The organism is Shinella sp. 20P9.1.1, assembly GCF_057798995.1.
In genome coordinates this window covers 1-23,893 of record NZ_JBYOLC010000020.1, presented here as the reverse complement: position 1 = coordinate 23,893, position 23,893 = coordinate 1, and the positions used below count along the sequence as shown (strand labels likewise).

At 57.8% G+C, this 23,893-nt stretch carries 19 protein-coding genes and 1 tRNA gene; 12 read left to right on the top strand and 8 right to left on the bottom strand.

All coding sequences use genetic code 11. From position 1 onward, the window contains the following. Positions 1-40: 40 nt before the first annotated feature. A complete protein-coding gene (locus tag AC27VQ_RS24090) occupies positions 41-1,963 on the bottom strand; it encodes an autotransporter assembly complex protein TamA (RefSeq protein ID WP_488718314.1) in 1,923 nt (640 codons plus the stop codon). Between the two features lie 266 nt (positions 1,964-2,229). After that, positions 2,230-2,493 carry a YMGG-like glycine zipper-containing protein gene (locus tag AC27VQ_RS24085; protein WP_117371935.1) on the bottom strand — a complete coding sequence of 88 codons (264 nt, stop codon included), beginning with the start codon at positions 2,491-2,493 and terminating at the stop codon, positions 2,230-2,232. Positions 2,494-2,951: 458 nt separating this feature from the next. Between AC27VQ_RS24085 and AC27VQ_RS24080 the strand changes: the two genes are divergently transcribed. The 4 genes from AC27VQ_RS24080 (at position 2,952) to hemA (ending at position 8,163) form a co-directional block, all read left to right on the top strand. Next, on the top strand, positions 2,952-3,443 hold the full coding sequence (locus tag AC27VQ_RS24080; protein WP_488718313.1) for a (2Fe-2S)-binding protein: 492 nt from the start codon (positions 2,952-2,954) through the stop codon (positions 3,441-3,443). A 99-nt stretch (positions 3,444-3,542) separates the two neighbouring features. Next, positions 3,543-5,894, top strand: a complete 2,352-nt coding sequence (locus AC27VQ_RS24075; protein WP_488718312.1) for a xanthine dehydrogenase family protein molybdopterin-binding subunit — start codon at positions 3,543-3,545, stop codon at positions 5,892-5,894. Positions 5,895-5,906: 12 nt separating this feature from the next. Continuing rightward, positions 5,907-6,704 (top strand): FAD binding domain-containing protein, encoded by a 798-nt coding sequence (locus AC27VQ_RS24070; protein ID WP_488718311.1) that lies wholly within the window; start codon positions 5,907-5,909, stop codon positions 6,702-6,704. A 244-nt stretch (positions 6,705-6,948) separates the two neighbouring features. Next, positions 6,949-8,163 (top strand): 5-aminolevulinate synthase, encoded by a 1,215-nt coding sequence (gene hemA / locus AC27VQ_RS24065; RefSeq protein WP_488718310.1) that lies wholly within the window; start codon positions 6,949-6,951, stop codon positions 8,161-8,163. Positions 8,164-8,183: 20 nt separating this feature from the next. Here the strand turns inward: hemA and dxr are convergent, their stop codons facing one another. Beyond that, positions 8,184-9,356 carry a 1-deoxy-D-xylulose-5-phosphate reductoisomerase gene (gene dxr / locus AC27VQ_RS24060; protein WP_488718309.1) on the bottom strand — a complete coding sequence of 391 codons (1,173 nt, stop codon included), beginning with the start codon at positions 9,354-9,356 and terminating at the stop codon, positions 8,184-8,186. A 190-nt stretch (positions 9,357-9,546) separates the two neighbouring features. Between dxr and AC27VQ_RS24055 the strand changes: the two genes are divergently transcribed. Beyond that, positions 9,547-10,263: an META domain-containing protein gene (locus tag AC27VQ_RS24055; protein WP_488718308.1), complete on the top strand. Its 717-nt coding sequence runs from the start codon at positions 9,547-9,549 to the stop codon at positions 10,261-10,263. 47 nt (positions 10,264-10,310) lie between these two features. Beyond that, a complete protein-coding gene (locus tag AC27VQ_RS24050; protein WP_488718307.1) occupies positions 10,311-10,691 on the top strand; it encodes a CAP-Gly domain protein in 381 nt (126 codons plus the stop codon). An 18-nt stretch (positions 10,692-10,709) separates the two neighbouring features. Here AC27VQ_RS24050 and AC27VQ_RS24045 read toward each other — a convergent pair whose 3' ends face one another. The 3 genes from AC27VQ_RS24045 to AC27VQ_RS24035 all read right to left on the bottom strand — a co-directional run bounded on the left by AC27VQ_RS24045 (position 10,710) and on the right by AC27VQ_RS24035 (position 13,433). Then, positions 10,710-12,689: a diguanylate cyclase domain-containing protein gene (locus tag AC27VQ_RS24045; protein WP_488718306.1), complete on the bottom strand. Its 1,980-nt coding sequence runs from the start codon at positions 12,687-12,689 to the stop codon at positions 10,710-10,712. 71 nt (positions 12,690-12,760) lie between these two features. Continuing rightward, a tRNA-OTHER gene (locus tag AC27VQ_RS24040) sits at positions 12,761-12,849 on the bottom strand. Between the two features lie 173 nt (positions 12,850-13,022). After that, positions 13,023-13,433, bottom strand: a complete 411-nt coding sequence (locus tag AC27VQ_RS24035) for a hypothetical protein (protein ID WP_488718305.1) — start codon at positions 13,431-13,433, stop codon at positions 13,023-13,025. A gap of 534 nt (positions 13,434-13,967) precedes the next feature. Between AC27VQ_RS24035 and AC27VQ_RS24030 the strand changes: the two genes are divergently transcribed. The 6 genes from AC27VQ_RS24030 to AC27VQ_RS24005 all read left to right on the top strand — a co-directional run bounded on the left by AC27VQ_RS24030 (position 13,968) and on the right by AC27VQ_RS24005 (position 21,708). Continuing rightward, positions 13,968-15,503, top strand: a complete 1,536-nt coding sequence (locus AC27VQ_RS24030; RefSeq protein WP_488718304.1) for a hypothetical protein — start codon at positions 13,968-13,970, stop codon at positions 15,501-15,503. 26 nt (positions 15,504-15,529) lie between these two features. Next, on the top strand, positions 15,530-17,104 hold the full coding sequence (locus tag AC27VQ_RS24025; protein WP_488718303.1) for a VPA1269 family protein: 1,575 nt from the start codon (positions 15,530-15,532) through the stop codon (positions 17,102-17,104). Then, positions 17,101-18,492 carry a hypothetical protein gene (locus tag AC27VQ_RS24020; protein ID WP_488718302.1) on the top strand — a complete coding sequence of 464 codons (1,392 nt, stop codon included), beginning with the start codon at positions 17,101-17,103 and terminating at the stop codon, positions 18,490-18,492. The genes AC27VQ_RS24025 and AC27VQ_RS24020 overlap by 4 nt, the downstream gene beginning before the upstream one ends. Further along, positions 18,492-19,187 (top strand): hypothetical protein, encoded by a 696-nt coding sequence (locus AC27VQ_RS24015; protein WP_488718301.1) that lies wholly within the window; start codon positions 18,492-18,494, stop codon positions 19,185-19,187. Before AC27VQ_RS24020 ends, AC27VQ_RS24015 begins: the two co-directional genes overlap by 1 nt. A gap of 620 nt (positions 19,188-19,807) precedes the next feature. Further along, on the top strand, positions 19,808-20,383 hold the full coding sequence (locus AC27VQ_RS24010; protein WP_488718300.1) for an SLATT domain-containing protein: 576 nt from the start codon (positions 19,808-19,810) through the stop codon (positions 20,381-20,383). Further along, positions 20,377-21,708, top strand: a complete 1,332-nt coding sequence (locus tag AC27VQ_RS24005; protein WP_488718299.1) for a reverse transcriptase domain-containing protein — start codon at positions 20,377-20,379, stop codon at positions 21,706-21,708. Before AC27VQ_RS24010 ends, AC27VQ_RS24005 begins: the two co-directional genes overlap by 7 nt. Positions 21,709-21,738: 30 nt before the next feature. On the opposite strand, the gene AC27VQ_RS24000 is transcribed toward AC27VQ_RS24005, so the two are convergent. Together AC27VQ_RS24000 and AC27VQ_RS23995 are read right to left on the bottom strand one after the other, a co-directional pair. Beyond that, on the bottom strand, positions 21,739-23,667 hold the full coding sequence (locus AC27VQ_RS24000; RefSeq protein WP_488718298.1) for a GAP1-N1 domain-containing protein: 1,929 nt from the start codon (positions 23,665-23,667) through the stop codon (positions 21,739-21,741). Beyond that, a partial coding sequence (locus AC27VQ_RS23995; RefSeq protein WP_488718297.1) for a TRAFAC clade GTPase domain-containing protein occupies positions 23,664-23,893 on the bottom strand: 230 nt, incomplete at its 5' end. The genes AC27VQ_RS23995 and AC27VQ_RS24000, both read right to left, overlap by 4 nt.

The following is a 23,893-nucleotide window of genomic DNA, read 5'->3' as shown; positions in this document are numbered from 1 at the left end:
CGAACGGCCGATCAAGAGTCTAGACAGAGATTTAGGGCCGTCAGAACGACTGGCCAATGCCGGCATAGACCCCGAAAGAGGTTCCGCCATCATATTTCTTGAGCGGCACCGCCACATCGAGGCGGAGCGGCCCGAAGGGCGTGGCATAACGAAGGCCGATACCGGCACCGGCCCTGATATCCTTGAAATCGGGCACTTCGTCGGTCGAAACCGTGCCGACATCGAGGAACGGCACGAGGCCGATCGTGTCCGTGATACCGATACGCGCTTCGGCGGATGCCGAGACATAAGAGCGGCCGCCGAGTATCTTGCCCTTGCCGTCGCGCGGCGAGATTTCCTGGTAGCCATAGCCGCGCACCGTGCCGCCGCCGCCGAGGAAGAAGCGGCGTGTCGCCGGGATGTCGGAAAGTTCGTTGCCGCCGATGATCGTGCCGGCCGAAAGCTTGCCGGCAAGCACGAAACGCTTTTCCTCGCCCAGCGCCTGGTAGCCGGTAATGGCCCCCTCGAAGCTCGAGAAAACCGTGCCGCGGTTGAACTCGTAGCTCGGCTTGGCGTTGATCAGCGCGCGGTAGCCCTCGGTCGGGTTCAGCTTGTCGTCGCGCGTGTCGCGGACATATTCGATCGGGATCGCGGCCGTCAGGTACTTGTTCTTGCCGAAGGCGTCCTCGACACCGCTCCACATCACCTCGCCGCCGGCGCTGACCGTATCCTGGTCGGACAGCTCGACGCTGACACCGGCCGCGGCCGTTGTGGTGAAGGCCTTGTAGGCGTCGGGATCGACGATCGAGGCCTTGAGGCTCGCATTGAAGGTCGAGGCCGGGCCGAAGGCGCCGGGTTTCGAGAACAGGATGGCGGTCGAATAATCCATGTCGCCGAGCGCGGACTGGCCGATGCGGCTGACCGAGCCTTCGATGCGCAGGGACTCGGCCTGGCCGAAGAGATTGCGATGGCCCCAATAGCCCTGCAGGCCGAGGCCATCCGTATTCGACACCTGCGCGCCGACGCCGAAATAGCGATGTTTGCCTTCCGAGACCTCGATGGTCATCGGCAGCGACCCGTCCGGCGCCAATTTGTCAGCCTCGCGGATGGTGACACTGGAGAAGACGCCGAGCGTGCGCAGCCGTTCGGCCGCCTTGTTCAGCGCTTCCGGCGAATAGGGCTGGCCGGCATTGATGCGCGAATAACGCTGCACGAAATCCGCATCGACCGTCTTGGTGCCGGTCACGCCGACCTCGCCGACGGGCGCCACCGGCCCGCCCTCGGCGGCGATCACCACATCGACGGTCTGAGTCTTGTGGTCCGCCGTCGCGTTGCGCTCGGTCAGCTTGGCGAGCGGCCGGCCCTCGGCCTTGAGGTCGACGACCATCTTCTCGCCGGCCTTGAGGATGATGGTGGAATCCGCGCGGGCGCCGGGCACGAGACCATAATCGGCCGCATTGCGCCCCTCGGCATCGCCGGAAAAGACGATATCGCCGAAGGTGAAGACCGGGCCGGGCTCGACGGTAACATTCACAGGAATGGCGCCGCGATCGGGAAATTCCGGATTGGGCGGCAGCTGGTCGAGGTCCTGTCCATCGACCGTGACCTTCACCACGCCGCCATAGCGAGCTTTTTCGTAGAGCGCGGCGAGGATGCGGTCGCGATCGTCGCGCGCCTTGATGACGAGGCCGAGATCGCCTGAGACCGGCTTGCCCTCGTCCTGCTTGAGCAGCGCAGTCCCCTCGATCGCATCCTTGAGTTCGTCGTCGTCGGTGCCGGGATCGAGCGTCAGCGTGTAGTTGACGGGATCGATGACGGAGGCCGTATCCTCCTCGTCCTCGAAGAATTTCATGCCGAAGATTTCAAAGGCGAACGCGGGGGAGGCGGAAAGGGGCGCGACGGCCAATGCGGCAGCCACCGCGAGCGCGGTGCCAGCTTTCAGAAACGCAAAACTCTTTTCCGGCCGGTTCACTTTATCCCGCATCCGCAGCTATCCGTCGCCTTTCTCCGTAAGGTGCGGGGCTTACGGCGGACCGGCAGCTTTCCGTCACAGACTTCAGGCGCCCCGGATCATCCGGAGCTTTCAGGCAGGAAAAGACCCTAACGCGTTAGGTTTTCCGTAATGTTAACGGCGGTTTTACACGGTGCCGGACAGGATTTGAAGCACCGAAGGGCATTTTATCCCGACGGCGGACAGGCAAAAGCCCCGGAGACGATCCGGGGCTTCGCATAGGTTGCAGCTTACGGGGATCAGTAACCCGACGGGCAACGGTCGATGTAGCGGCGGCCGTAGCGGTCGCGGTAGTAGCACTGGCCGGGCTGTTCGGCGACGGAGCCGATCACAGCGCCGGAGACGCCGCCGATGGCAGCACCGACGGCAGCGCCGCGCACGTCACCGGTGATCGCGCCACCGATGATCGCGCCGGAGACGGCGCCGATGCCCGCACCCTTTTCCGTCTGCGTGCAGCTGGCGACGGCCAGACCGACCAGGACGAGCGCAATGACTTTCTTCATGAAGATGTTCTCCAAAGTTGAGATGCGGTCCGTTTTCGGATCCGCACTATCCCCTTCTTACGTTACGCAACACACGCCGCCGTCTTGCACGGTCAGGTCTGTCCGAGGTCCAAAATATAGCTGGATTGCGGGAAGTCCATGGGACTAAACTATTTTTTTGTTCTGCGAATAAACAGCGTTTCCGTTTCGTTTGTTTGGTCCATCAAACGCGTCCGGTCACGAGAAATTTCGCATCCGCCTGAAAGTACCGGTTGATCCCTGCCGCAAAAAGTCAAATGATATGACTGTTGATGTCGCGCCGACGGGAGGAGAACCTCGCGCGACATCCAGCCGGAATGAAATGCACGCGAATTGAATGTTGGTGTCGTCTGATCCCACGCCCGCGTCGCGACGACGCCCGCTGCATGCACACTCGGATCGGTCGGCCCAGCGGCTCTGCAACCGCCAGGGAGGAACGAATGGCGAAAGTGGCAATGACCGTCAACGGCCGGAAGGTGAGCAAGGAGTGCGAGGACCGCACGCTCCTCGTGCACTTCCTGCGCGACACCCTCAGCCTCACCGGAACCCATGTCGGATGCGATACGTCCCAGTGCGGCGCCTGCGTCGTGCACATGGACGGCAAGGCCGTAAAGAGCTGCTCCATGCTCGCGGCCCAGGCCGCAGGCGCTGACATCCTCACCATCGAAGGCCTTGCGGCCAACGGCGAGCTTCATCCCGTCCAGGCCGCCTTCAAGGCCAATCACGGCCTGCAATGCGGTTTCTGTACGCCCGGCATGGTGATGACCGCCGTCGACATGATCAACCGCTATGGCGCCAAGCTCGACGAACAGACCGTCCGGGAAAACCTGGAAGGCAATATCTGTCGATGCACCGGCTACCACAACATCGTCAAAGCCATCCTCGCCGCCGCCGAGGAAATGGGTGCGGCAGGCCGTCAGGCTGCGGAATAACGCCGACGGCGGTTCTGCCGGTGGCTGCGATCCCTTTGCGCCGGCCCGGTTGACCGCCTTCAGCATGTCACGCGAACGATATCTCTGGAGGAGATGAAGATGGGTGTCGAAGGCATCGGCGCGCGCGTTGCGCGAAAGGAAGACAAGCGGTTTCTCATGGGTCAGGGCAAATATACGGACGACATGTTCGTGCCCGGCATGCGCTATGCCGCTTTCGTGCGCTCGCCGCACGCGCATGCGAAGATCAGAAGCATCGATACGTCGGCGGCAGAGGACATGCCTGGCGTCATCGGCGTGCTGAACGGCAAGCAGATGCTCGACGACGGCATCGGCAACCTGATCTGCGGCTGGATGATCCATTCCAAGGATGGCTCGCCGATGAAGATGGGCGCCTGGCGGCCGATCGCGCATGATACGGTGCGCTATGTCGGCGATGCCGTCGCCGTGGTCGTGGCCGACACGATGGGCGAGGCGCGCGATGCCGCCGAAGCCGTCGTCGTCGATTACGATGTACTGCCCGCCGTCACCGATGCGGTGAAGGCGCTCGAGGCCGGCCAGCCGCAGCTTCATCCGGAAGCCCCCGGCAACCTGATCTACGACTGGGAAATCGGCGACAGTTCCGCCGTCGATGCGGCCATCGCGTCCGCCGCCCATGTCACCGAGATGAAGATCGTCAACAACCGGCTTGCGCCGAACCCGATGGAGCCGCGTGCGGCGCTCGGCATCTACGATTCCGCCGAGGACCACTACACCTGCTACACGACGAGCCAGAACCCGCATGTCGCCCGCCTCGTCATGAGCGCCTTCTACAATGTAGCACCCGAAAACAAGCTGCGCGTCATCGCCCCCGATGTCGGCGGCGGCTTCGGCTCGAAGATCTACATCTACCCGGAAGAGATCGTCTGTCTCTGGGCCTCCAAGCGCACCGGCGTGCCGGTGAAATGGACCAGCGACCGCACCGAGGCCTTCCTGACGGATGCGCATGGCCGCGACCATGTCTCGACCGTCAAGATGGCCTTCGACGCCAACAACCGCGTCACGGCGCTGAAGGTCGATACGATCGCCAATTTCGGCGCCTATATGTCGCTCTTTTCCTCTGCCGTGCCGACCTATCTCTATGCGACGCTGCTGTCCGGCCAGTATAATTTCCCGGCGATCCACGCCAATGTGCGCGCCGTCTATACCAACACGGTGGCCGTCGACGCCTATCGCGGCGCCGGCCGGCCGGAAGCCACCTACCTGCTCGAACGCACCATGGAGACGGCGGCGCGCGAACTCGGCGTCTCCCCGGCGGAGCTGCGCCGCATCAACTTCATCCGCAGCTTCCCGCACCAGACGCCGGTCATCATGAATTACGATGCCGGCGACTACGAAGCCTCGCTGGAAGCGGCGATGCAGGCCGCCGACTGGGCCGGTTTCCCGGCCCGCAAGGCGGAAGCCGCAAGCCGCGGCATGAAGCGCGGCATCGGCATGAGCTGTTACATCGAGGCCTGCGGCATTGCGCCATCGGCGGCGGTCGGCTCGCTCGGCGCGGGTGTCGGCCTCTGGGAATCGGCGGAGGTGCGCGTCAATGCCGTCGGCACCGTCGAGGTGCTGACCGGCTCGCACAGCCACGGCCAGGGCCATGAGACGACCTTCGCCCAGCTCGTCGCCGAGCGCTTCGGCGTGCCGATCGACAGCGTCTCCATCGTCCACGGCGATACCGACAAGGTACAGATGGGCATGGGCACCTACGGCTCGCGCTCCGGCGCCGTCGGCATGTCCGCCGTCGTCAAGGCGCTCGATAAGGTGGAGGCCAAGGCCAAGAAGATCGCCGCCCACCTGATGGAGGCAGACGAGAGCGATATCGTCATCGAAAATGGCGCGCTGAAGGTCGCCGGCACCGACAAGTCGGTGCCGTGGTTCCAGATGGCGCTCGCCGCCTATACCGCGCACAACCTGCCGTCCGGCATGGAGCCCGGCCTCAAGGAAGGCGCCTTCTACGATCCGGCCAACTTCACCTTCCCGGCCGGCTGCTACATCGCGGAGGTCGAGGTCGACCCGGACACCGGCAAGACCAAGATCGTCCAGTTCGTCGCGGCCGACGACTTCGGCAACATCATCAACCCGATGATCGTCGAGGGTCAGGTCCATGGCGGCATCGCCCAGGGCATCGGCCAGGCGCTGCTGGAAGGCGTGCATTACGACCCAGAAACCGGCCAGCTCCTGACGGCGAGCTACATGGATTACACCATGCCGCGCGCCGACGACCTGCCCTCCTTCCAGGTCTCGCACCAGATCACGCCCTGCCCGAACAATCCGCTCGGCATCAAGGGCTGCGGCGAGGCGGGCGCCATCGGCTCGCCGCCGGCGCTGATGAACGCCATTACCGACGCCATCGGCAACAACGACCTCACCATGCCGGCAACGCCCCAGAAGGTCTGGGCGGCGGCACGGGCAACGGCAAACTGACGGGAGGACGCCATGTACGCAACCAACTATCACCGCGCCTCCTCGGTCGCCGATGCGGTCAAGCTGCAGTCATCCTCGGACGAGGCGAAATACGTCTCCGGCGGCATGACGCTGATCCCGACCATGAAGCAGCGCCTCGCCGCCCCTTCCGACCTCGTGGATCTCCGCCATATCGCCGAGATGAAGGGTATCTCCGTCAACGGCAGCCGCGTGCGCATCGGCGCGGCCACCACGCATTACGAGGTCTCGACCTCGGCCGAGCTGAAGGCCGCCTGCCCGGCGATCTCTCACCTCGCCGCACATATCGGCGACCCGCATGTGCGCCATATGGGCACGATCGGCGGCTCCATCGCCAACAACGACCCGGCGGCCGACTACCCCTCCGCCATGCTGGCACTGGGGGCAACGATCATCACCAACACAAGGGAAATCCCCGCCGGAGACTTCTTCACCGGCCTGTTCGAGACCGCGCTCGAAGCCGGCGAGATCGTCGTCGCCGTCACCTTCGACGCGCCGGCCAAGGCAGGCTATTCGAAGTTCCCGAACCCGGCCTCACGTTACGCCATGGCCGGCGTCTTCATCGCAAAGGCGGGAGATGGCAGCGTGCGGGTGGCGGTAACGGGTGCTGGTTCGAACGGTGTCTTCCGCCATGCCGGCCTTGAGGCGGCCCTTGCCGCCAACTGGTCGGCGGATGCGGCCGCGGGCGTCGATGTCGATGCCTCCGACCTGCTCTCCGATCTCCACGGCAGCGCCGAGTATCGGGCGAACCTCGTGAAAGTCATGGCCAAGCGGGCGGTCGCCGCCGCCTGATTTCCACCAAAAACCTGAAACTGGTTCGATTAAAAGGGCGGTTGAGACCGTCCTTTTTTCGTGCAGACTTGACATGCATCAACAGGAAATGGCCTTTGGGGGCCTAAGATACATTGGAATGGTTCAAAGGTGGCGCCGATTTGCCGCAGCGGAGATCGTTGCAGCAGGACGGCCCCAGGTGTAGCCGATTGAACGACCGCCAACGACGATGATGTCCGGGTTTTCGCCGGACAGGAGACTCCGGATGGACTTCGAAACTTTCTTCAAGAACGAGCTGGATGGCCTGCATCAGGAAGGCCGCTACCGCGTGTTCGCCGACCTGGAGCGCCAGAAGGGTAATTTCCCGAAGGCGACCCGCTACACGGCCGAAGGCCCGAAGGACGTCACCGTCTGGTGTTCCAACGACTATCTCGGCATGGGCCAGAACCCCAAGGTGACCGAGGCGATGAAGCTCGCCATCGACCAGTGTGGCGCCGGTGCCGGCGGCACCCGCAACATTTCCGGCACCAACCACTACCACGTCCTGCTCGAACAAGAACTAGCCGACCTGCACGGCAAGGAATCCGCCCTGCTCTTCACCTCGGGCTACGTGTCCAACTGGGCCGCCCTCGGCACGCTCTGTTCGAAGATCCCTGGCCTCATCTGTTTTTCCGATGCCGGCAACCATGCTTCGATGATCGAGGGCATCCGCCACGCCAAGTGCGAGCGCGTGATCTGGAAGCACAATGATCTCAGGGATCTCGAAGCCAAGCTCGCCGCCGCCGACCCCAAGGCGCCGAAGCTGATCGCCTTCGAATCGGTCTATTCGATGGACGGCGACATCGCCCCCATCAAGGAAATCTGCGACATCGCCGACGCCTACGGCGCGATGACCTATCTCGACGAAGTCCATGCCGTCGGCATGTACGGCCCGCGCGGCGGCGGCATTGCCGAACGCGAAGGCCTGATGCACCGCCTGACGGTCATCGAAGGCACGCTCGCCAAGGCGTTCGGCGTGATGGGCGGCTATATCGCGGCCTCCACGGCGCTCTGCGATTTCGTGCGCTCCTTCGCTTCGGGCTTCATATTCACGACCTCGCTGCCGCCCGCACTTGCCGCCGGTGCACTCGCCTCGATCCGTCACCTCAAGGACAGCCAGATCGAGCGCTTCGCCCATCAGGAACGCGTGCGCAAGCTGCGCGCAGCCCTCGACCGCAACGGCATTCCGCATATGCCGAACCCGAGCCATATCGTGCCGGTCATGGTCGGCGATGCATCGAAGTGCAAATGGATCTCGGACCTGCTGCTCGATAATTTTGGCATCTATGTCCAGCCGATCAATTACCCGACCGTGCCGCGCAAGACCGAGCGCCTGCGCATCACGCCGACGCCGCTGCACACGGATGCCGATATCGAGCATCTCGTCGGCGCCCTGCATTCGCTGTGGTCGCGCTGTGCGCTGGCCCGCGCCGTCGCCTGATAGAGCGAAAACCTGATCCCTCAGATGAGCCCGGCGGCCACCCGCCGGGCTTCTTCGTCTGCGGCGAAGACATCGTCCATCGAGGATGCCGGCGGCAGATGGGCGAGCGTGTCCATCACCTGTTCGGCAATATCGGCCATCGACAGGAAGCCGATGCGTCCGCCGACAAAAGCCTGGAAGGCCACCTCCTCCGCCGCATTCATGATCGCGCCCTGAAGACCGCCGCGTTCCAATGCCGTGCGGGCAAGCCGGAGCGCCGGGAAACGCGCCTCGTCCGGCGCCTCGAAATCGAGTCTAGAGAGCTTGGCAAAATCCAACCGGTCGACATTGAGCGGCGAGCGGGTCGGATAGGTCAGGGCATAGCCGATCGCCGTGCGCATATCGGGCGCGCCAAGCTGCGCCAGCACCGAACCATCGACATAGCCGACCATGGAATGAATGATCGACTGCGGATGCACCACCACCTCGATCTGGTCCGGGCGCACATCAAACAGGTGCTTTGCCTCGATCATCTCCAGCGCCTTGTTGAACATAGAGGCGCTGCCGATGGAGATCTTCAGACCCATCGACCAGTTGGGATGGGCGCGCGCGATGTCCGCCGTCACGCCCGCCATCTGCTCACGGCTCCAGGTGCGGAACGGGCCGCCGGAGGCCGTCAGCACGATGCGTTCGACGGCATGGCGCTGGTCGTCCTCCAGCGCCTGGAAGATAGCGCTGTGTTCGCTATCGACGGGAATTAGCCGCCCGCCACCCTCGGCGACGGCGTGAACGAAGAGATCGCCGGCCGAAACCAGGCATTCCTTGTTGGCCAGCGCGATATCCGCCCCGCGCTTCGCAGCCGCCAGCGTCGGCGCAAGGCCGGCCGTGCCGACGATCGCCGCCATCACCCAGTCCGCGTCACCGGAGGCCGCCTCCATAAGCGCCGCGCGCCCTGCCGCCGCCTCGATGCCGCTGCCGGAAAGCGCGTCCTTCAATGCACCGTAGCGGTTCTCGTCCGCCGTCACCACCAGCTTCGCGCCGCAGTCTTTCGCCTGCGTGGCCAGCAGCTCGACATTGCCGTTGCCGGTCAGCGCCACGACCTCGTAGCGGTCGCGCCCGCCGAGCTGGTGCACCACGTCGAGCGTACTGGTGCCGATAGAGCCTGTCGAGCCGAGAATGGTGATGCGGCGCGTCTGCCGCGCATCGAGAGCCATGATGGTTTCCGCGCTTTTCTTGTGTTCTATTCTTGGCTCTACAGGCGAAAAGCGCCCGCAACAAGCCCGGCAAGCGGTCGCCGCCACGGCGGAAAACCGTCGCCGCACCGGTCCTGTCTTGACCTTTTCGCCCGGACAGCCATAACGTCCCCGCAAAGTGCCTTTACGCCCGACGCGATTGGAGAAATCTGTGCATCGACGCCTGAGAGTTTGGACCCTCGCCTGCCTCGTGCTTGCGGCAGCAGCTCCGGCCTATGCCGACGAGCCGGTCCCCGGCGGCCTCGGCGGCGCCTGGCTTGCCGAAGATATCGGCGGCAACGGCGTCATCGACGATCTGCAGACGACGCTGGAAATCAAGCCGGACGGATCCTACGGCGGCAATGGCGGCTGCAACACCTATCGCGGCAAGCTGAAGGTGCAGAACGGCACCATCGCCTTTGCCCCTGCCGCCGCAACGCGCAAAATGTGCGCGCCGGCCATCATGGACCAGGAACAGAAGTTCTTCGACGCGCTCGGCACCGTGACTTCTTGGAAGCTCGAAAACGGTATCCTGCATCTCACCGGCAAGGAAGGCGCACCCGCCATCCGTCTTGCCGGCCTGAAGAACAGCACCGACATCGTCATCCGCCTGCCCGGACCGGAACAGAGCGTGGCGCGCGAGACGATCAGCTACCAGTGCGACGCAGATCAGCGCGTCGTCGCCGAATATATCAATGCCGGCGCCAATTCGCTGGCCGTGCTGAAGATCGGCGAGGAAACGCTCATCGCCGCCAATGTCATGGCCGCCTCCGGCGCCAAATATGCCGGCGGCCGCTACGAATGGTGGACCAAGGGCGACGAGGCGACGCTCTACGACCTGACCAGGGGCGAGAACGCGCCGGGCGTCAACTGCCGCAAGACCGGCTGAGCCGGCACGGCTTTCCGGTCCAGCGCAGGCGATAGGGGGACAACCGCATGCCTACATTCCATGTCGGCCAGAAGGTCGTCTGCATCAACGACCGCTTCAAGAACGTCTCGATCGACCAGGGCATTCGCAAGGGTCAGATTTATACGGTCCGCTGGGCCGGCCAGTACCGCCACTATGTCGATGGCGATTTCTACGGCATCAAGCTCATGGAACTCTATCGCGGCAATGACGATGGTCCGGAAGGCTACGGCGCCGTCGACATGCCCTTCCGCGCCAGCCGCTTCCGCCCGCTGGTCTCCGATCGCATCCGCACCATGCTCGGCATGAAGGCGCCGCAGCCGAAGGTCGTCAACAAACCGTCGATCGTCCCCTCCGTACGCGCCAAGCCGCGCGTCGTCACGCCGGAGCGGGAGAAGGAAGACGTCTGATCCGGACGGTAAGGACGCTCAGGCCTGAAGCCGCTTCGCCGGCAAGCCTGCAAAAGCGGTCAGCCGCGCCAGGTTTTCTTCCTGTTCATAGACAACCGCCCGGCCACGCCCCGTCTGCTTGGCCCAATAGAGCGCCTGGTCGGCACGCTTCAGGCAAGCATCCGCATCGCTGGCGCTATCCGCGATGAATGTGATGCCGACGCTGACCCCCACCGTGGCGGAGAACCCATCGATCAGATAGGGCACGCTGACGATCTCGATGATCCGCTCGGCCAGAGCGAGGCTCTTCTCTTCGCGATCCGCGTCGTTCTGGAGGATGGCAAACTCGTCGCCGCCGAGCCTCGCAACCAGCCCCTGCTCGCCGACGCAGGCCCGCAGCCGGTCCGCGACGACGCAGAGCAGCGTGTCGCCCGCCGCGTGGCCCAAGGTATCGTTCACCTGCTTGAACCGATCGAGATCGAGATAGAGCAGCGCGCGACGTTTGCCGTTCAGCGTATCGGCAATGGCATCTTCCAGCCGCTGGCGCAGCGTCACGCGATTGGCAAGGTCGGTCAGCGCATCATGATGGGCGAGATGCGCCACATGGGTTTCGCTCTGCTTGCGCGCATCGATATCCTCGATGACGCCAGCCCATTGCAGGACGGTGCCATGGTCATCCTGCACCGGCCCGCCGCGCTTGCGCACCCAGAGCCAGCGCCCGCCGGCGACGCGAAGACGAAACTCCACATCGACCATACGACAAGCCTCGCGCGTCTCCTCCAGCGTCTCGACAAGCCGTGCGCGGTCGTCCGGATGCACATGGTCGAGCCAGCCCATACCGAGCGCGTCGCTCTCCGGCGTGCCTGTCAGCACCGACCAGCCCTCGATCCAGCTGAGATCCCCACGCGCCGACCAGCGCCAGAGCGCAAGCGCCCCCGCCTGGGCCACCGTCTCCAGCCGCCGCTCGTTGTTGCGCCGGGCCGCTTCCGCGGCCTCGACGCTGACCCGCAGCGTCTCGAATTCCCGCACCAGCGATTTCGGAATGGGCGGCAGCGCATCCGCCGGATGGTCCGAGGCGACGGCAGCACTATGCGCCGCCAGCGCCTCGACGGGCCGAAGGATCAGCCGCCCGATCCAGACGGCCGCCACGGTCGCAAACCCAAGAGCAACGAGCGCCCCGAAGGAAAGACCGATTAGCGGGTCCTTCCAGCGTGCATTGAAGACGGCGGTCGGCTCGCCGACCACCAAGGTCCAGCCAGGGGTCGAATCCAGCTTTTCGAAGGCGAGGATCGTCGTCGTTCCCTCCGTCGTCACAGCCTCGAACCAGCCGCTGCGGGAACCGAGGGCCTCCAGCTTGTGCCAGTCGGGCGCACGCAGACCGATGGTGCGCTGCGGTTCGCGAGACCGCGCAATGATCCGCCCGTCACCATCGGTGACGGCGACGAGGATACCGCTCAAGGCCTCGTTCTTCTGCTGCAGGGCGCGGATAAGCTGCTCGGGCGCGACCGAGAGCACAAGCGCACGCATGTGCGTGCCTTCCGCGGGCAACGGCAAGGCAAGGTCGATCCGGAAATCCGCCCGCTTGCGTCCGAGATAGAGGTTGGAAAGCGCTGGAGACTGCTTGCTGACCGCCTCGCGCGCGACCATGGCAATCCGCCGGTCAACCTTGCCGACGGGCATATTTCCATCGAAAGCAACGAGGGTAACCTGTCCATCCAGTCCAATGCCCTTGAAGCGGCTGGATGTCAGTGTCGTCAAAACCGTGTCGCCGGAGAAGGTTCGCAGCGTCGCGAAGGTGGTCAGCGCCGTAAACCGCCCCTCGATATCAGCCTCGATGGCGCGGGCGAGTGTTGTTGCTGTATCGGAAAGCCGTGTCGTCGCCGTCTCGCGATACGCTTCACCGGCACGCCACATGGCAAAGCCGGATATGGCGACAACGGGCATCAGGCAAGCAAGGGCAAGCGCCAGAAGGTAGACATTCAGTCCAACGCTCCTTCCGACCACAAACTTCTTCGGCAATCCCACAACCTCCGCCATCCATGAGACGTCATTTGTATGCGGAAAGCCTTAAAAGTCTCCTTCGCGTGAAGTGGTGATCCCGCCGCGATTCGAACGCGGGACCCCCAGATTAGGAATCTGGTGCTCATTTATATGCGGTATATGTTTTACTACCGTTTACCGATTTGCAAGTTGCAAGGTCAGTAAAGCTTGTTCCCTGTTCGATCCTTCCGGAGGATCGAACCCGCCGCAGGCGGAACGATGTTCCCCGTCCCGATAAGCATCAAGAGCCATGTAAGGAAACCGATGTCACCGGAGGGGAACGACCCTCAGGGTCGTTGACATCGGTTTCTGTCATGGCACGCTCGATGTTGAGGACGGAAATAAGTGTGCAGCCGCAGGCTGCACTCCGCTTACGAACTGCTTTTTGGCCCAGTTTGTAGCTGTGCGTTTCATCCAGGCTCGATTGCTGCGGTTTTTGGGGTTGCGTCCCTCCGGTATGTCTAAATCAGCAGGCCAATATCCTTCCTTAAGGGTGGCGCATTGACGGCTATGCCATAGCGTCTTCCCGACAAATTGGGGCGGATCATTTACGTCTGAGGTGTCGCCAAGATCGAGCATCTTGGCTAAAATCTCTTTGCGATTTAGCGGTCTTCCTCCTTCGACCATAAAGCGGTGTGCGTTCTTGAGAACTGCTGCGTAGAGCGGCTCTGTTCGTCGAGGTCTAGCCTTGCCTGGGGGAGATACGCGCTCCAGCGTGGTCATCAGGGATTCTAACGCATTAGCCTCAGCCAATTTGCGTTTTAGATCGCTAGCCAGATGCCCTCTTTTTTGACTGTGTCTAATCGGAGCGCACTCAGTGCGCTTGTTAGGTGATGAGCATGCGCCAATTCGTGTCGGATTTTTTCTTCTGTTGTGCTCGCCCAGTTGTTTTTCAAAGGATTTATAACGGAATTGTTTTTTAAAACAATTTGTGCACGCTTGAAGCAGTATGGAATACCTTGAAGTAAAGTAGTTCTGATGCATATATGGCCGTAATAATTAATCTGTGCGTTTGCAGCTATATAATGTCAACATTACTAGGACTAACCTGACTGATAGCAAAAAAAGCGATGATGATGCAGATTTTATCTTGTAGAGAGATGTTACGTTTGTTAGGCGTGGTGGTGTGGTGATGCAGCGGTTCATCCCTTCAGGATGTCACCCTGCGTTATTCCTCGATTTGCTTAACCACCGGCGCGGACATGCCGAGCCAGCTGGATTGAAAGGAATGTCGATGCTCACCAAGGGAAGGCAACATTGGCCAATTTTTCCCGCGTAGAACGCAGTATGGACCATGTTGTCGTGTGGCAGGCTGTTTATAGAGATCGCCAGCGGACAGTGCTGCCGGTGTTGTATGTTCTACAAGGTTCTGGTGCGAACCTTGAGGCGGTCCGCCTCGATTCGTTGCTTAACTATTGCATCGACAACGACGAGAGATCGGCGACGTGGCACCTAGCTGTGGTACGGGCGGTGGGGTTGCTGATCGATTTTAGCGTGGCTTGGCTTCCTCTCTTGCAGGCGGCTCACAGTAGGCATTCCCTGGAGTTCTCGCGCTCGGAGTTGCTCAAACAATTTGCAAAAGCTGTCCAAAAAGGAACGGCGATTGTGGAAGTCGGTGGAAAGCGTGACAGTTGTGGGTTGTTCTGGTCGCCTCGGTCGCGGACGAACGCTAAGAACCTCCTGAAAGCGCTTACAAGATTTCTTCATCAACTCGGCGACGGGGCGAATGAATGGCTGCTGTCCGAGCCGACCTCGCCATCTAATCCCTATTTTGCGCTGCAGATGGCTCATGAGCAGGTCGTGCGACGCCGAAAGAGCCTTCTGGCTCACCTATCGAGAAAAGAGCGGCGGCCACTTGGAAAACATCCGTTTTCCGGTTCGGCTTCCATCATGTCAGATGGGCGAAAGACACACCGGTTTCCGGCGGATTTAGTCTGGGACTTCTTGCTTCGTTGTTTTCGGGCTCGCCGTTCAGGCGGAACAGATGAGACGGCGCAGATAATTGCTTTACTCCTTTTTGCTGGCGGGCCGCGCCTCAGTGAGCTTTTTCACATCTGGGTGGGGGACCTGCAGTGGATTGATGAGGAGGCAGTTCTATTTCTTCATCATCCGCAGGAGGGGATCGTTCAATCTAAAGATGGCGAGATGCGTCGGATGGAATATCTTGAGCGCCAAGCGCGTGTTCCGCGCAATAGGTTGAGGAAAGCAAGTCAGCAATCGGGGTTCAAGGGGTTGGCTGGAGACGGTGAAGGTGCGGAGCTGATCTGGTTGCCAATCGACGAAGTCAAAGAGCTTGTGTCCACGCTTTTGAGAAATTACGTTGCAAAAACTCGACCCCGTATAATGCGGCTTCGTAGAGCAAGAGGACTGCCTGATCACAATTACCTTTTTGTTGGAACAGGCAGGGTTTTTGGAAATAATACGAACAATATTGGTGATCCGTATACCATCTCAGCATTCAGAAGCGCCTGGAGGGAAGCTATTAGACGGTTGAGTGTTATAAGAAATGACCCAGATATACGTGTGAGAAAGCATAATGGGACAACACCTCATGGTTTTCGCCATCTTTATGGGACGTTTCTGAAAACAATTGGCTGCGACGGCGATATAATAGCGAGGTGCATGCACCATCGCAGTGTGTTTAGTCACCTTCGGTATGTTGCGCTGACACCGCAGGAGATCAACGCAATGCTGAGGTGCGAAGGTGGCGTTGCCACTAAGTCGGCTAAACAAATGTTTGGCGATGTCACTGAGGCGATTAAGCGACAAGCGCAGCATCCCAATTTCGCATGATCTCCCCTTAATTTTTGGAGGAACCATTGCTGACTTCATATGGAAGTGAGGGGCAATTCCTTGTCAATTTTTCTTCTAGCCACGATTTTGACTTCGATATAGAGGGGATGCAGGAGCGCTGCAACCAAGCAATTGAGTTGATCCTGGCACATCCCAAGCGGAAGGCTCTTACTTCGGAAATGCACGAATGCGTCCGGCTGTTGATTGAAAGCGGCGGATGCTTGCGCCCAGAATTCTTTCTTCTCGGCGACGGCCAGAAAATTCACAACGGCATTGTCGAAAGCTTCGTTCTTCAATCGCCCCTTGGCTTTAGCCTCCTAGAAGCGTTGACCCCTGTAGGTCTGTATGCGGCGGTGGAGAGACGTAAGGGCCCCTACAAGGAGCTTTTAAAACATAAGCTCCTCAAAGTAATTGCAGCCTTTGCAATGATGATCAATGGTGCGGAGCATATTGACGAGCTTCCACGGGAGTTGATCTTTGACGTCATCGGCTTCTTTCGCACTCCGGATCGGCTGCGGTGGAGAAACGGATTCTTAGGATCAGATGAGATTGGCACAACTTGCTTCAGGGAGTTTACGCGTGCTTTAGGTGAATATCTCAAGGATAATGACCTTCTGGCTGAAGCGGCGCATACCCGAGTATGGTCTAGCGCGAGCGGCAGGACTTGGAAAGCTATCGTCAAAAACCCCACCCCACTTGAGAGCGAGCTGCTGGTCCTTTACCGGGAATATGCTCGCGACTCCCTGAGCAAGCAAAATGTCGACCGACAGGTTGTAATGGATGCCATTAGAATCCTGTCTGGAAACGGAGTGGTTTCCCTAGTCGAAGCGTCTAAACGGCAATTTCCTCCAAACGCGTTCGTGGAATTGTATAAGTCCAGGGTGGGGACGCTTCGAAGTTCGTCGCTTACGTCTATTCGGCAGGCAAGACGTCTCTCGGAATATATCGTCACATATTATACCGAAAAGTTTCCTGGTGAAGTTTTTTATCCGCTTGTTACCGAAAAAGAAGTCAATTTCGTTGCGAACTCGGTAGCACAAACGTCAAAGCGTAGGTCGCAGGCCGCCGCGCGTCCTATGGCAGAACGCTTCCATTTTCTAGCTAAACAGATTCTCCAAGAAGGTGCGCTTGGATGGCCTGGACGGACGTTCACCTACGAAAAACGTTGTGGGGATGAGGTGCGGCGGGAGTATTGTCCCGTTCTGCCTACACTGCTGCTGGCGATGCTTGAACTCCCGTTGAGGGCCGTACAGTTTCGACGTTTTGACTCCGGCGAAGGAGACTTGCGGTGCTTTAATGGGTCAACCATGTGCTGGGAGACAAACAAAGGGCCTCATGCAGGCTATTGGCTAAAAAATGGGCTGACGACGGCTGATGAAACGCGTGGCTATGCCTATGAATATAGCGAAGAAAGTCCATCTTTTACGGGGTTTTTTGTAAATACGAACAAGACGGGTGAGCCCTACGCAGTGCCTTGGATGGCCGACGAATTACACAGATTGCTTTGGTCACTAGCTGAGTGGCAACGCACACATAATCCGGTTGAAGGCCCCGTTGAACCAATCGAATACCTTGATGAAGAACGCCCGAAGCGACGGTGAAAGCATTGCCCGCTATATTTGCCCTCTTTCGAATGCCTCCTAGCAGTAAGAATACCGCGCGGGATATACCACCGTCCGCGACGGTACTGACCAAAGCGTTCTTGGCTTGGATGCTAGAAGTCGAGAGGCGCTGGAACGAGTTCAATCCAGACGACCAGGTCACCATTATCACGAAGTTCGGCGAAAATGGGCAGCCGCAAAAATGCGCTTACACCTTGCATGGTATGCGGGTAAGGGGGATCACCAATCTCCACCGCGCTGGTGTTCCAATCGAACTGATAAGCAAGATGGTTGCTGGTCACGCGACTGTGGCCATGACGATATACTATCTTAACAGGTCACCTTCGGAGGTTTGCGCGATGCTGGACAAGGCCATGTCGGCCAGTAGTTCCGCTGAAATCACTTCCTGGATCAACGAGTTAAAAGACGCTAAGCTCGCGGAAGCTCGACGAAAAACAACCTATGTCGAGGAGGAAACTGTAACCGAGCTGCAGGCTGCCGATAGGAACCTCTTTAGTAATGTCGATATCGGAGTGTGCCCCCATGACGGCACTCGATGTGAGGATGGAGGTGAGCTTCGTAGAGCTGACTCCCCTCGTAGTAAGAACGTCTATGGGCCAGTTCGACCGGCTCGAAATTGCATAATGTGTCGGCACTTTGTTTCCGGCACACCTTTTATCCTACAGCTTGAATTGTATGGAAGTAAGCTTCTATGGCGGCGGAAGCAGCTGTCTAAAAAAATCCGCGAGCATTCGTCGCGGCTTTCGATGCTGCACTCCCAAAAAGAAAGCGGGGCTATATCTCGGCACACTTTCCGACTGCAGGCTGATAGCCTTCGAGCCGAGAACACTATCATGAAGAATGACGTAGAACGTCTGGACGAGGCAATATTCAGGGTGCAGGTTCACCTCACGGCGGCAAGCAAAATCCTCCAATCAGAAATAGCAGCGGGACAACAGCCAAGCGTTGCTCTTGTTGCGAGTGATACTGCAGCTACGGTTGAATATGTCGAGTTCTCCGAATTCGATTTCGCCACGATACTCACCCAAGCCAGCCAATTTTGGTCGATCCTGCACGACGACGCATTGGAAACGACGAAGCGGCAATTCATCGATAGCATACTATGGAAAAATGATGAGGTGCCAATCACGATGCGCGCCGATCTCTCGGATATGCAGCGTCGTGCGGCAAGCGATGTCATGGCTCGATACTTGGTCGAGCACGTGTCTTACGAAGATCGAATGGCTTTGACACGAGGTGATGCGACGCTGCGCGACATAAGCCTTGACTACCAAGTACGAAATTTGATGGACCGGGTATCCGTCGCACCGGTTGGGCTGGATACAGCGCGCGCTCAGTCGGCTCGTCTTTTGATGGAGATCACCTGATGGTCACCAGAAAAGCGGCAATCATCCAACTGGCAGAGGCCAACTCCGCTCGGGCAATAGAAAATGTACCTGAACGTCTCCAAGTTCGCAGGCGTAATCTTCAGAAGGTGCAGATTGTCTGTAAGGCACTGCTGACGCGTCGGAAGCCGATCCGGCCGACCGCTGATGAGGTTGCCGAGTCTGGCGCAAATAGCATTTTTGGTTTTGACAGCTTTCCTTCACGACAGACGATCTACAACGAATACTCGGAAATCCTTGGATATTGGCGTCAGGCCTATGATGACATCGAAAATCTCGATGCCTCCCTGGGTGTTTCAGATGATGCTCTTGTTTCTTTCAATCCATCCGACTTGGACTCCGGATCGGCGGAGGTGGTGCGGGGCCTGCAGAGACTTGCTGGGGAGCTTCGGAGGTCGAACAATGCCTTGAAGCAGATCATCACGAAAAATATCGCAGTCGATCTCGATCAACTCTCCCCGCATGACGAGGCTGTTCTTGATGATCTCGCCTATTGGATTTCTACTGCGAAAGCTGACGGGTTTGAATTGACGGAGTCTGGTCTAGTAGTCTCGGTTCGAACCAAACCAGGGACAGTCATTATGGATCGGTCCCTGTGGAATGGGCTACAGCGTATGATTGGCCGCTTTCAGTCTGCCTTAGACGTTAGAAATGTAAATAAAGGATTCGACCCGTGAGCAGCGGAGAAATGGTGTCCACGAGAGGATTCGAACCTCCGACCCCAGGATTCATACCACTTCGACTTTTGCCGCCGTCTGAAGACGTTCGTGGTCTGGACTGTCCCTTCACCATGAGCCTTTCGGCTTTTAGGTGCTGCCCATCCAGTCTCTACACCTTCACCAGATTTCTCTGGAGCTTGGCTCGGGATTGGCATCCTGGAAGACCAGTGCAGCGTTCCCCGACTTTGAGCAGATCGATTACAGAGTTTCCAGCTGTAACCCCCAATTTTCCTTCAGGAATCCTGTGCTCTATCCTGCTGAGCTACGTGGACACACAGCTTGCTTTTAGACGAGAGGCAGAAAATCGCAACCCCTTCGGTGCGAAAAGAACGCTTGGTGTCATTTCCAGACGGCTAGCTACAAGAAATATGGTGGCTCCGGGGTGCCGAGAAAGTTGAAATGCCTATAGAAACATCCTAAGTTGTGGCTGGTGCGGGCGGAGTGGGTAAAACCACTGGCTCACTTGTGGGTCACGGTCATAAAGCAAGGCTTGTCCTTGGCGTCTGCTACATTCCTTGAGAGTGTTTAGTTGCTTCGAGATATTGCGCCCGCACCACTTATTCGCGCGGAGGGCGAGCATGGAAGCCGGTGGCGTATCGACAATCAATGACACGATCTGGATTACGTCCAGAGTTCGAATGATTGCAGAACGGAAGGCGCTCAGAAACCAGAATGTTTCCTTCCTTGCGGTAACTTACTATTCCTTATTTATTGTAATTTTGTCGATTTTCGATGACTTCTATAGCAAGCCGTACCCGGCACTTGACGAGATTAATCTAGCGTCGTCAGTCGTGGTTCTTGTGGCGTCCCTCGTTGCCGCTGGCTTTCGTCTTGAGGCAAGAGCGTCGTCGTTCCGAGAATGCTACCTGAAGCTTCAGACCCTCTATGACGAAGAGCTGACAGATCAGGAAAAAAGAATGAAATACCGGGAAATCTTGGTCGATTTTCCTAACCATACTTCCAGAGATTACTCGGACCTTTTAGTGAACCACATTGCTTTTGAGGGGAAAAAGCTCACCAGCGGGTCGAATGAGCTGCGGTATACGCTTTTCATGATGGCATCGTTCATATTTCGAACAGTGCTCTACTGGGGGCTGCTTGGAATCCTCTTCATTGGACCGATATTTTTCCTTCTCTGGCCGTTAGCGTGTTGAACCAGATGGTGTTGACGCCAAAGCAGATTTTTGAAGATCAGTTCGCGGTCGAGAATTTAACCGCGATCTTCCGTGACAGAGTATCGCAGTCCAGGACTGTCGGAAGGGACGGTATTCATCCTGCTGCGTTCGAGAAAAACTTGGATCAAGAAATTCGTTTGATACGGAAGAATGTCGCTGCCGAAAAGTATCGGTTCACCACGTATAAGCAACGCCTTGTACTGAAGGGAGCAGGCAAAGCGCCGCGCGAAATTTCTATCGCGGGTGTCCGAGATAGAGTTTGTCTTCGAGCGCTGACCAACTCGCTGGCGACAATCTTTACTGAAGCCAAGCCCGCCTTTGCCCACCAGCACATTGCCGAAATCAAAGCGTATATAAAACCCCTTTCAGATGAATACTCGTTCGTTCAAATTGACGTACAAAACTTTTTCCCGTCATTACTTCATTCGGAATTGATGAAGCGGCTTAGAAGCAAGACTCGAAACGGGAAGCTCCTCTCGTTAGTCGAGGCGGCGATCAAGACCTCTACTGGTTCTGCCGGAACCAATAATCGGGGTGTTCCGCAGGGGCTAAGCATCTCCAACGTGCTATCTTCGATCTACATAATGCCCATCGATGACGAAGCGCACAATAAATTCGAGTATTATAGATACGTCGATGACATCTTGATCATCTGCAAGTCGGAGAAGGCCAGAGCGAACCTTCAATTCATGATGAAAAGGCTGGCCAAGGTAGGGCTTCAGGTTCATGAGCCGATACCCGGCAGCAAGACAAAAATTGAGCCGCTTTCCAAGGGTGTTGAGTACCTTGGTTACCATTTGACGCCGAACAAAGTTTCTATTCGACGAAGCTCTTTTCGCAACATAATGGAGAATCTAGTTTCTGTTGCCACCGCTGCAAAATACAAGCCCACAGACCGGCGGCAAATCCGCCGTTTGAATCTGAAAATAACGGGTTGCTTCGTAAATGGTAAGCGGTATGGCTCTATGTTTTACTTTTCGATGACCGATGACAAGGAGCAGCTTAGGCGGTTGGACAGGTTTGTTGCCAGGTTATGGAGGAAAGTGGGCTTCGAGAAATATGGCAAACCAAAGACTTTCATCAAGACCTTTCACGAAATAAAATACAATTTGGCTGAGACGAAATATATCCCTCGTTTCGACGATTATACCATCGAGCAGATGATGCAGTTTATCGCTGATTTTGAAGGCAGGGAACTTGATGATATTCGGAGCTGGACGGAAGAAAAAGTTAGGAAGACATTTATGCGACACGTAAAGCGCGAAGTGAGCGATCTTCTCAAAGACATGACTCCGACGAGCTAGGTTTTAGGTTCATTCCGTCCGTATCGCTGTCTAATCCCATGACACCCATGGCATAAACAGCCTAAATGCTGATCTGACAAGATTTTCCGGATTCTGATTTGTCGCATAAGCGTAGTCGTCATCGGTTAAATCAATGACGTCTAGGATGTCATCCAAATTGATTCCGCGCTTGTATTCGCGGCGGAACAGTTTCAGAAGGCGTCGATGCAAATCCCAGTAATCGCGATGTTCAGGCAGCCAGCGATTAAGCATGTTGTTCGCTTGACTGGGTAGCTTATTTGCAAGTATTCGTTTTCGCAACTCCGGTAATATGTCCCGCATTACGTGGCGATTATTTTCCATTCCTCCGTTTACGCAGAGGATGAAAACAAAGACTAGCACCGAGCTTTGTGAATCATTGCTAGCCGTGGCCCAAGTCTTGCGAAGTCTGGAATGCCAAAGGGGTATGTCCGAGTCCCGAGTTATAGGATACCCTAACAGGTCGGCGGCGCTCGCTAGTGCTTCTCCATTGTCAACACTCTCGATGAGTGGAACGAAGCGGATTGGATCGGAGCGCAATGCATCGATCCATGACCGGTCAAGTTTCGACAGGCGATACAACTCCAAAGCCAGCGAAAATATGGTCTCGCCAAAGTTGTCCAGAACATCCAAGGCTTCGCTAGTGTAGCCACCGCGTACCAGCAGCCAGAGAATGACCTCAAGCTTTTCTTCAGGGACATCTGCTTGAGCCAAGTAGAGTAGCTCGCTTTGTGAAAGACCCGATGCCGTTGCCTCGCTTATCAATTCGTGCCTGGCAGAAAGTGCATCGAACACAAACCGTTGAGGCATCACTGGGTTAACAAGACACTGCTCGTCAGCAAGTGGTATAAGGGTATTCTCAAGCCTTTCCCCAAGAGACCCGAGCTTCTCCGCAACGGAGTCGATAGCGCGCACTATCTCAGGCAAATCCGCCAGTTGAGTTTTTGCGAATAATGACGCGATTTCATCTTCTGTCGATCCCAACGAGTCCAGCTTGAGGTTTGCAATCACCTGGACCAAATCAACAGCGCTAAGCGCGGGTACCAAGGAAAGTTTCGGATTTGCGATCCCGAGCAAATCTCGCTTCAGGGTGTCGGCTTGGCCTGACTTGAATTGGATAAAGGTGTTGGTAGCGACCTGCTGGTCGAACTTCGTACCACGCGTTTCAAGGAAGGCATTCACCAAAAAAGGAAATGAACGTCGACTCAAGTCTATATCTTTCCCGTAACGCCAGAGGAATCGTCGAAGAGGCGTGATGGTTTCGGAGGTCGCATCTATGGCGGCTTCTTTAATCCATTCTTTATTATCTGGATTCGATGCCTGAGAACCGGTCGATTGGAAATGAAAGAACTGCCCCTTTAGGTCTGTCGACGACGGAATTGACCGAAAAACGAAAGACGCACGAAGCCGAGGCCATTGCTGGGACCATACAGCTAAGATTGCGTTTTCCCTGTCCTCTTCTGAGCCGATGTCGGGGTTGAGCTTTGTGAAGGCGTAACAAGAAGACAGCACATGTTCGATCAAGTCCCTCCGAGCGGACTTCCCCTTTGCTCGTCGGCTCAATGAAATGCTGATTGATAGCGAAGGGTCGTCCCGGTACGTGGCTGGTCGTTGAAACAGCTGCTTTAGGACCGTCAGATCAGCTTGTGTCGAAAGAACATGGCGGTCGAGGACAAGGACGTGGCTCCAGACACATCCGGGTCTTGGCATCTCTGGAGCCAACCAGGTCTTGATGAGTGCGTACTTTTTACTTTCGGGCAGCATCAGCCCCGTGATGTAGCTTTGATCGGGCTCAAGCTTCACGCCGGGCGCAAGATCGGAGGCTGCCGCCAGTTCGTAGGTGTCAATGGCTGACAAGGAAACCGAGGACGCAAGTTCGCGATGGCCGTTCGAGTAGCCATACACTGCTTGATCAACTCGGTTAAACTCATCACTTTTCATTCATCTTCCAGACTGCTTAGCCATCGTACAGGATGAGTCAGATCATGTAATCCGGCCCCATGTCCGACGACCTTGATCCTTTCGGTCGCTTTTGCAAGGCTCAACAACGCCTTTCGCTCAGCCTCGCCCCCTCCCTTCTTTTTGTCGGGAACATCACCTCCCTGTGCTGAAACACCATAGACGCGCACCTCGGCACCAAGATTACAGAGGTATTGGTTGAGGAGTG

What these genes read in the sequence shown, in the direction of transcription:
- AC27VQ_RS24090 (WP_488718314.1), bottom strand. Translation starts at nt 1,963, where the DNA reads ATGCGGGATAAAGTGAACCGGCCGGAAAAGAGTTTTGCGTTTCTGAAA.
- AC27VQ_RS24085 (WP_117371935.1), bottom strand. Translation starts at nt 2,493, where the DNA reads ATGAAGAAAGTCATTGCGCTCGTCCTGGTCGGTCTGGCCGTCGCCAGC.
- AC27VQ_RS24080 (WP_488718313.1), top strand. Translation starts at nt 2,952, where the DNA reads ATGGCGAAAGTGGCAATGACCGTCAACGGCCGGAAGGTGAGCAAGGAG.
- AC27VQ_RS24075 (WP_488718312.1), top strand. Translation starts at nt 3,543, where the DNA reads ATGGGTGTCGAAGGCATCGGCGCGCGCGTTGCGCGAAAGGAAGACAAG.
- AC27VQ_RS24070 (WP_488718311.1), top strand. Translation starts at nt 5,907, where the DNA reads ATGTACGCAACCAACTATCACCGCGCCTCCTCGGTCGCCGATGCGGTC.
- hemA (WP_488718310.1), top strand. Translation starts at nt 6,949, where the DNA reads ATGGACTTCGAAACTTTCTTCAAGAACGAGCTGGATGGCCTGCATCAG.
- dxr (WP_488718309.1), bottom strand. Translation starts at nt 9,356, where the DNA reads ATGGCTCTCGATGCGCGGCAGACGCGCCGCATCACCATTCTCGGCTCG.
- AC27VQ_RS24050 (WP_488718307.1), top strand. Translation starts at nt 10,311, where the DNA reads ATGCCTACATTCCATGTCGGCCAGAAGGTCGTCTGCATCAACGACCGC.
- AC27VQ_RS24035 (WP_488718305.1), bottom strand. Translation starts at nt 13,433, where the DNA reads ATGACCACGCTGGAGCGCGTATCTCCCCCAGGCAAGGCTAGACCTCGA.
- AC27VQ_RS24015 (WP_488718301.1), top strand. Translation starts at nt 18,492, where the DNA reads ATGGTCACCAGAAAAGCGGCAATCATCCAACTGGCAGAGGCCAACTCC.
- AC27VQ_RS24010 (WP_488718300.1), top strand. Translation starts at nt 19,808, where the DNA reads ATGGAAGCCGGTGGCGTATCGACAATCAATGACACGATCTGGATTACG.
- AC27VQ_RS24000 (WP_488718298.1), bottom strand. Translation starts at nt 23,667, where the DNA reads ATGAAAAGTGATGAGTTTAACCGAGTTGATCAAGCAGTGTATGGCTAC.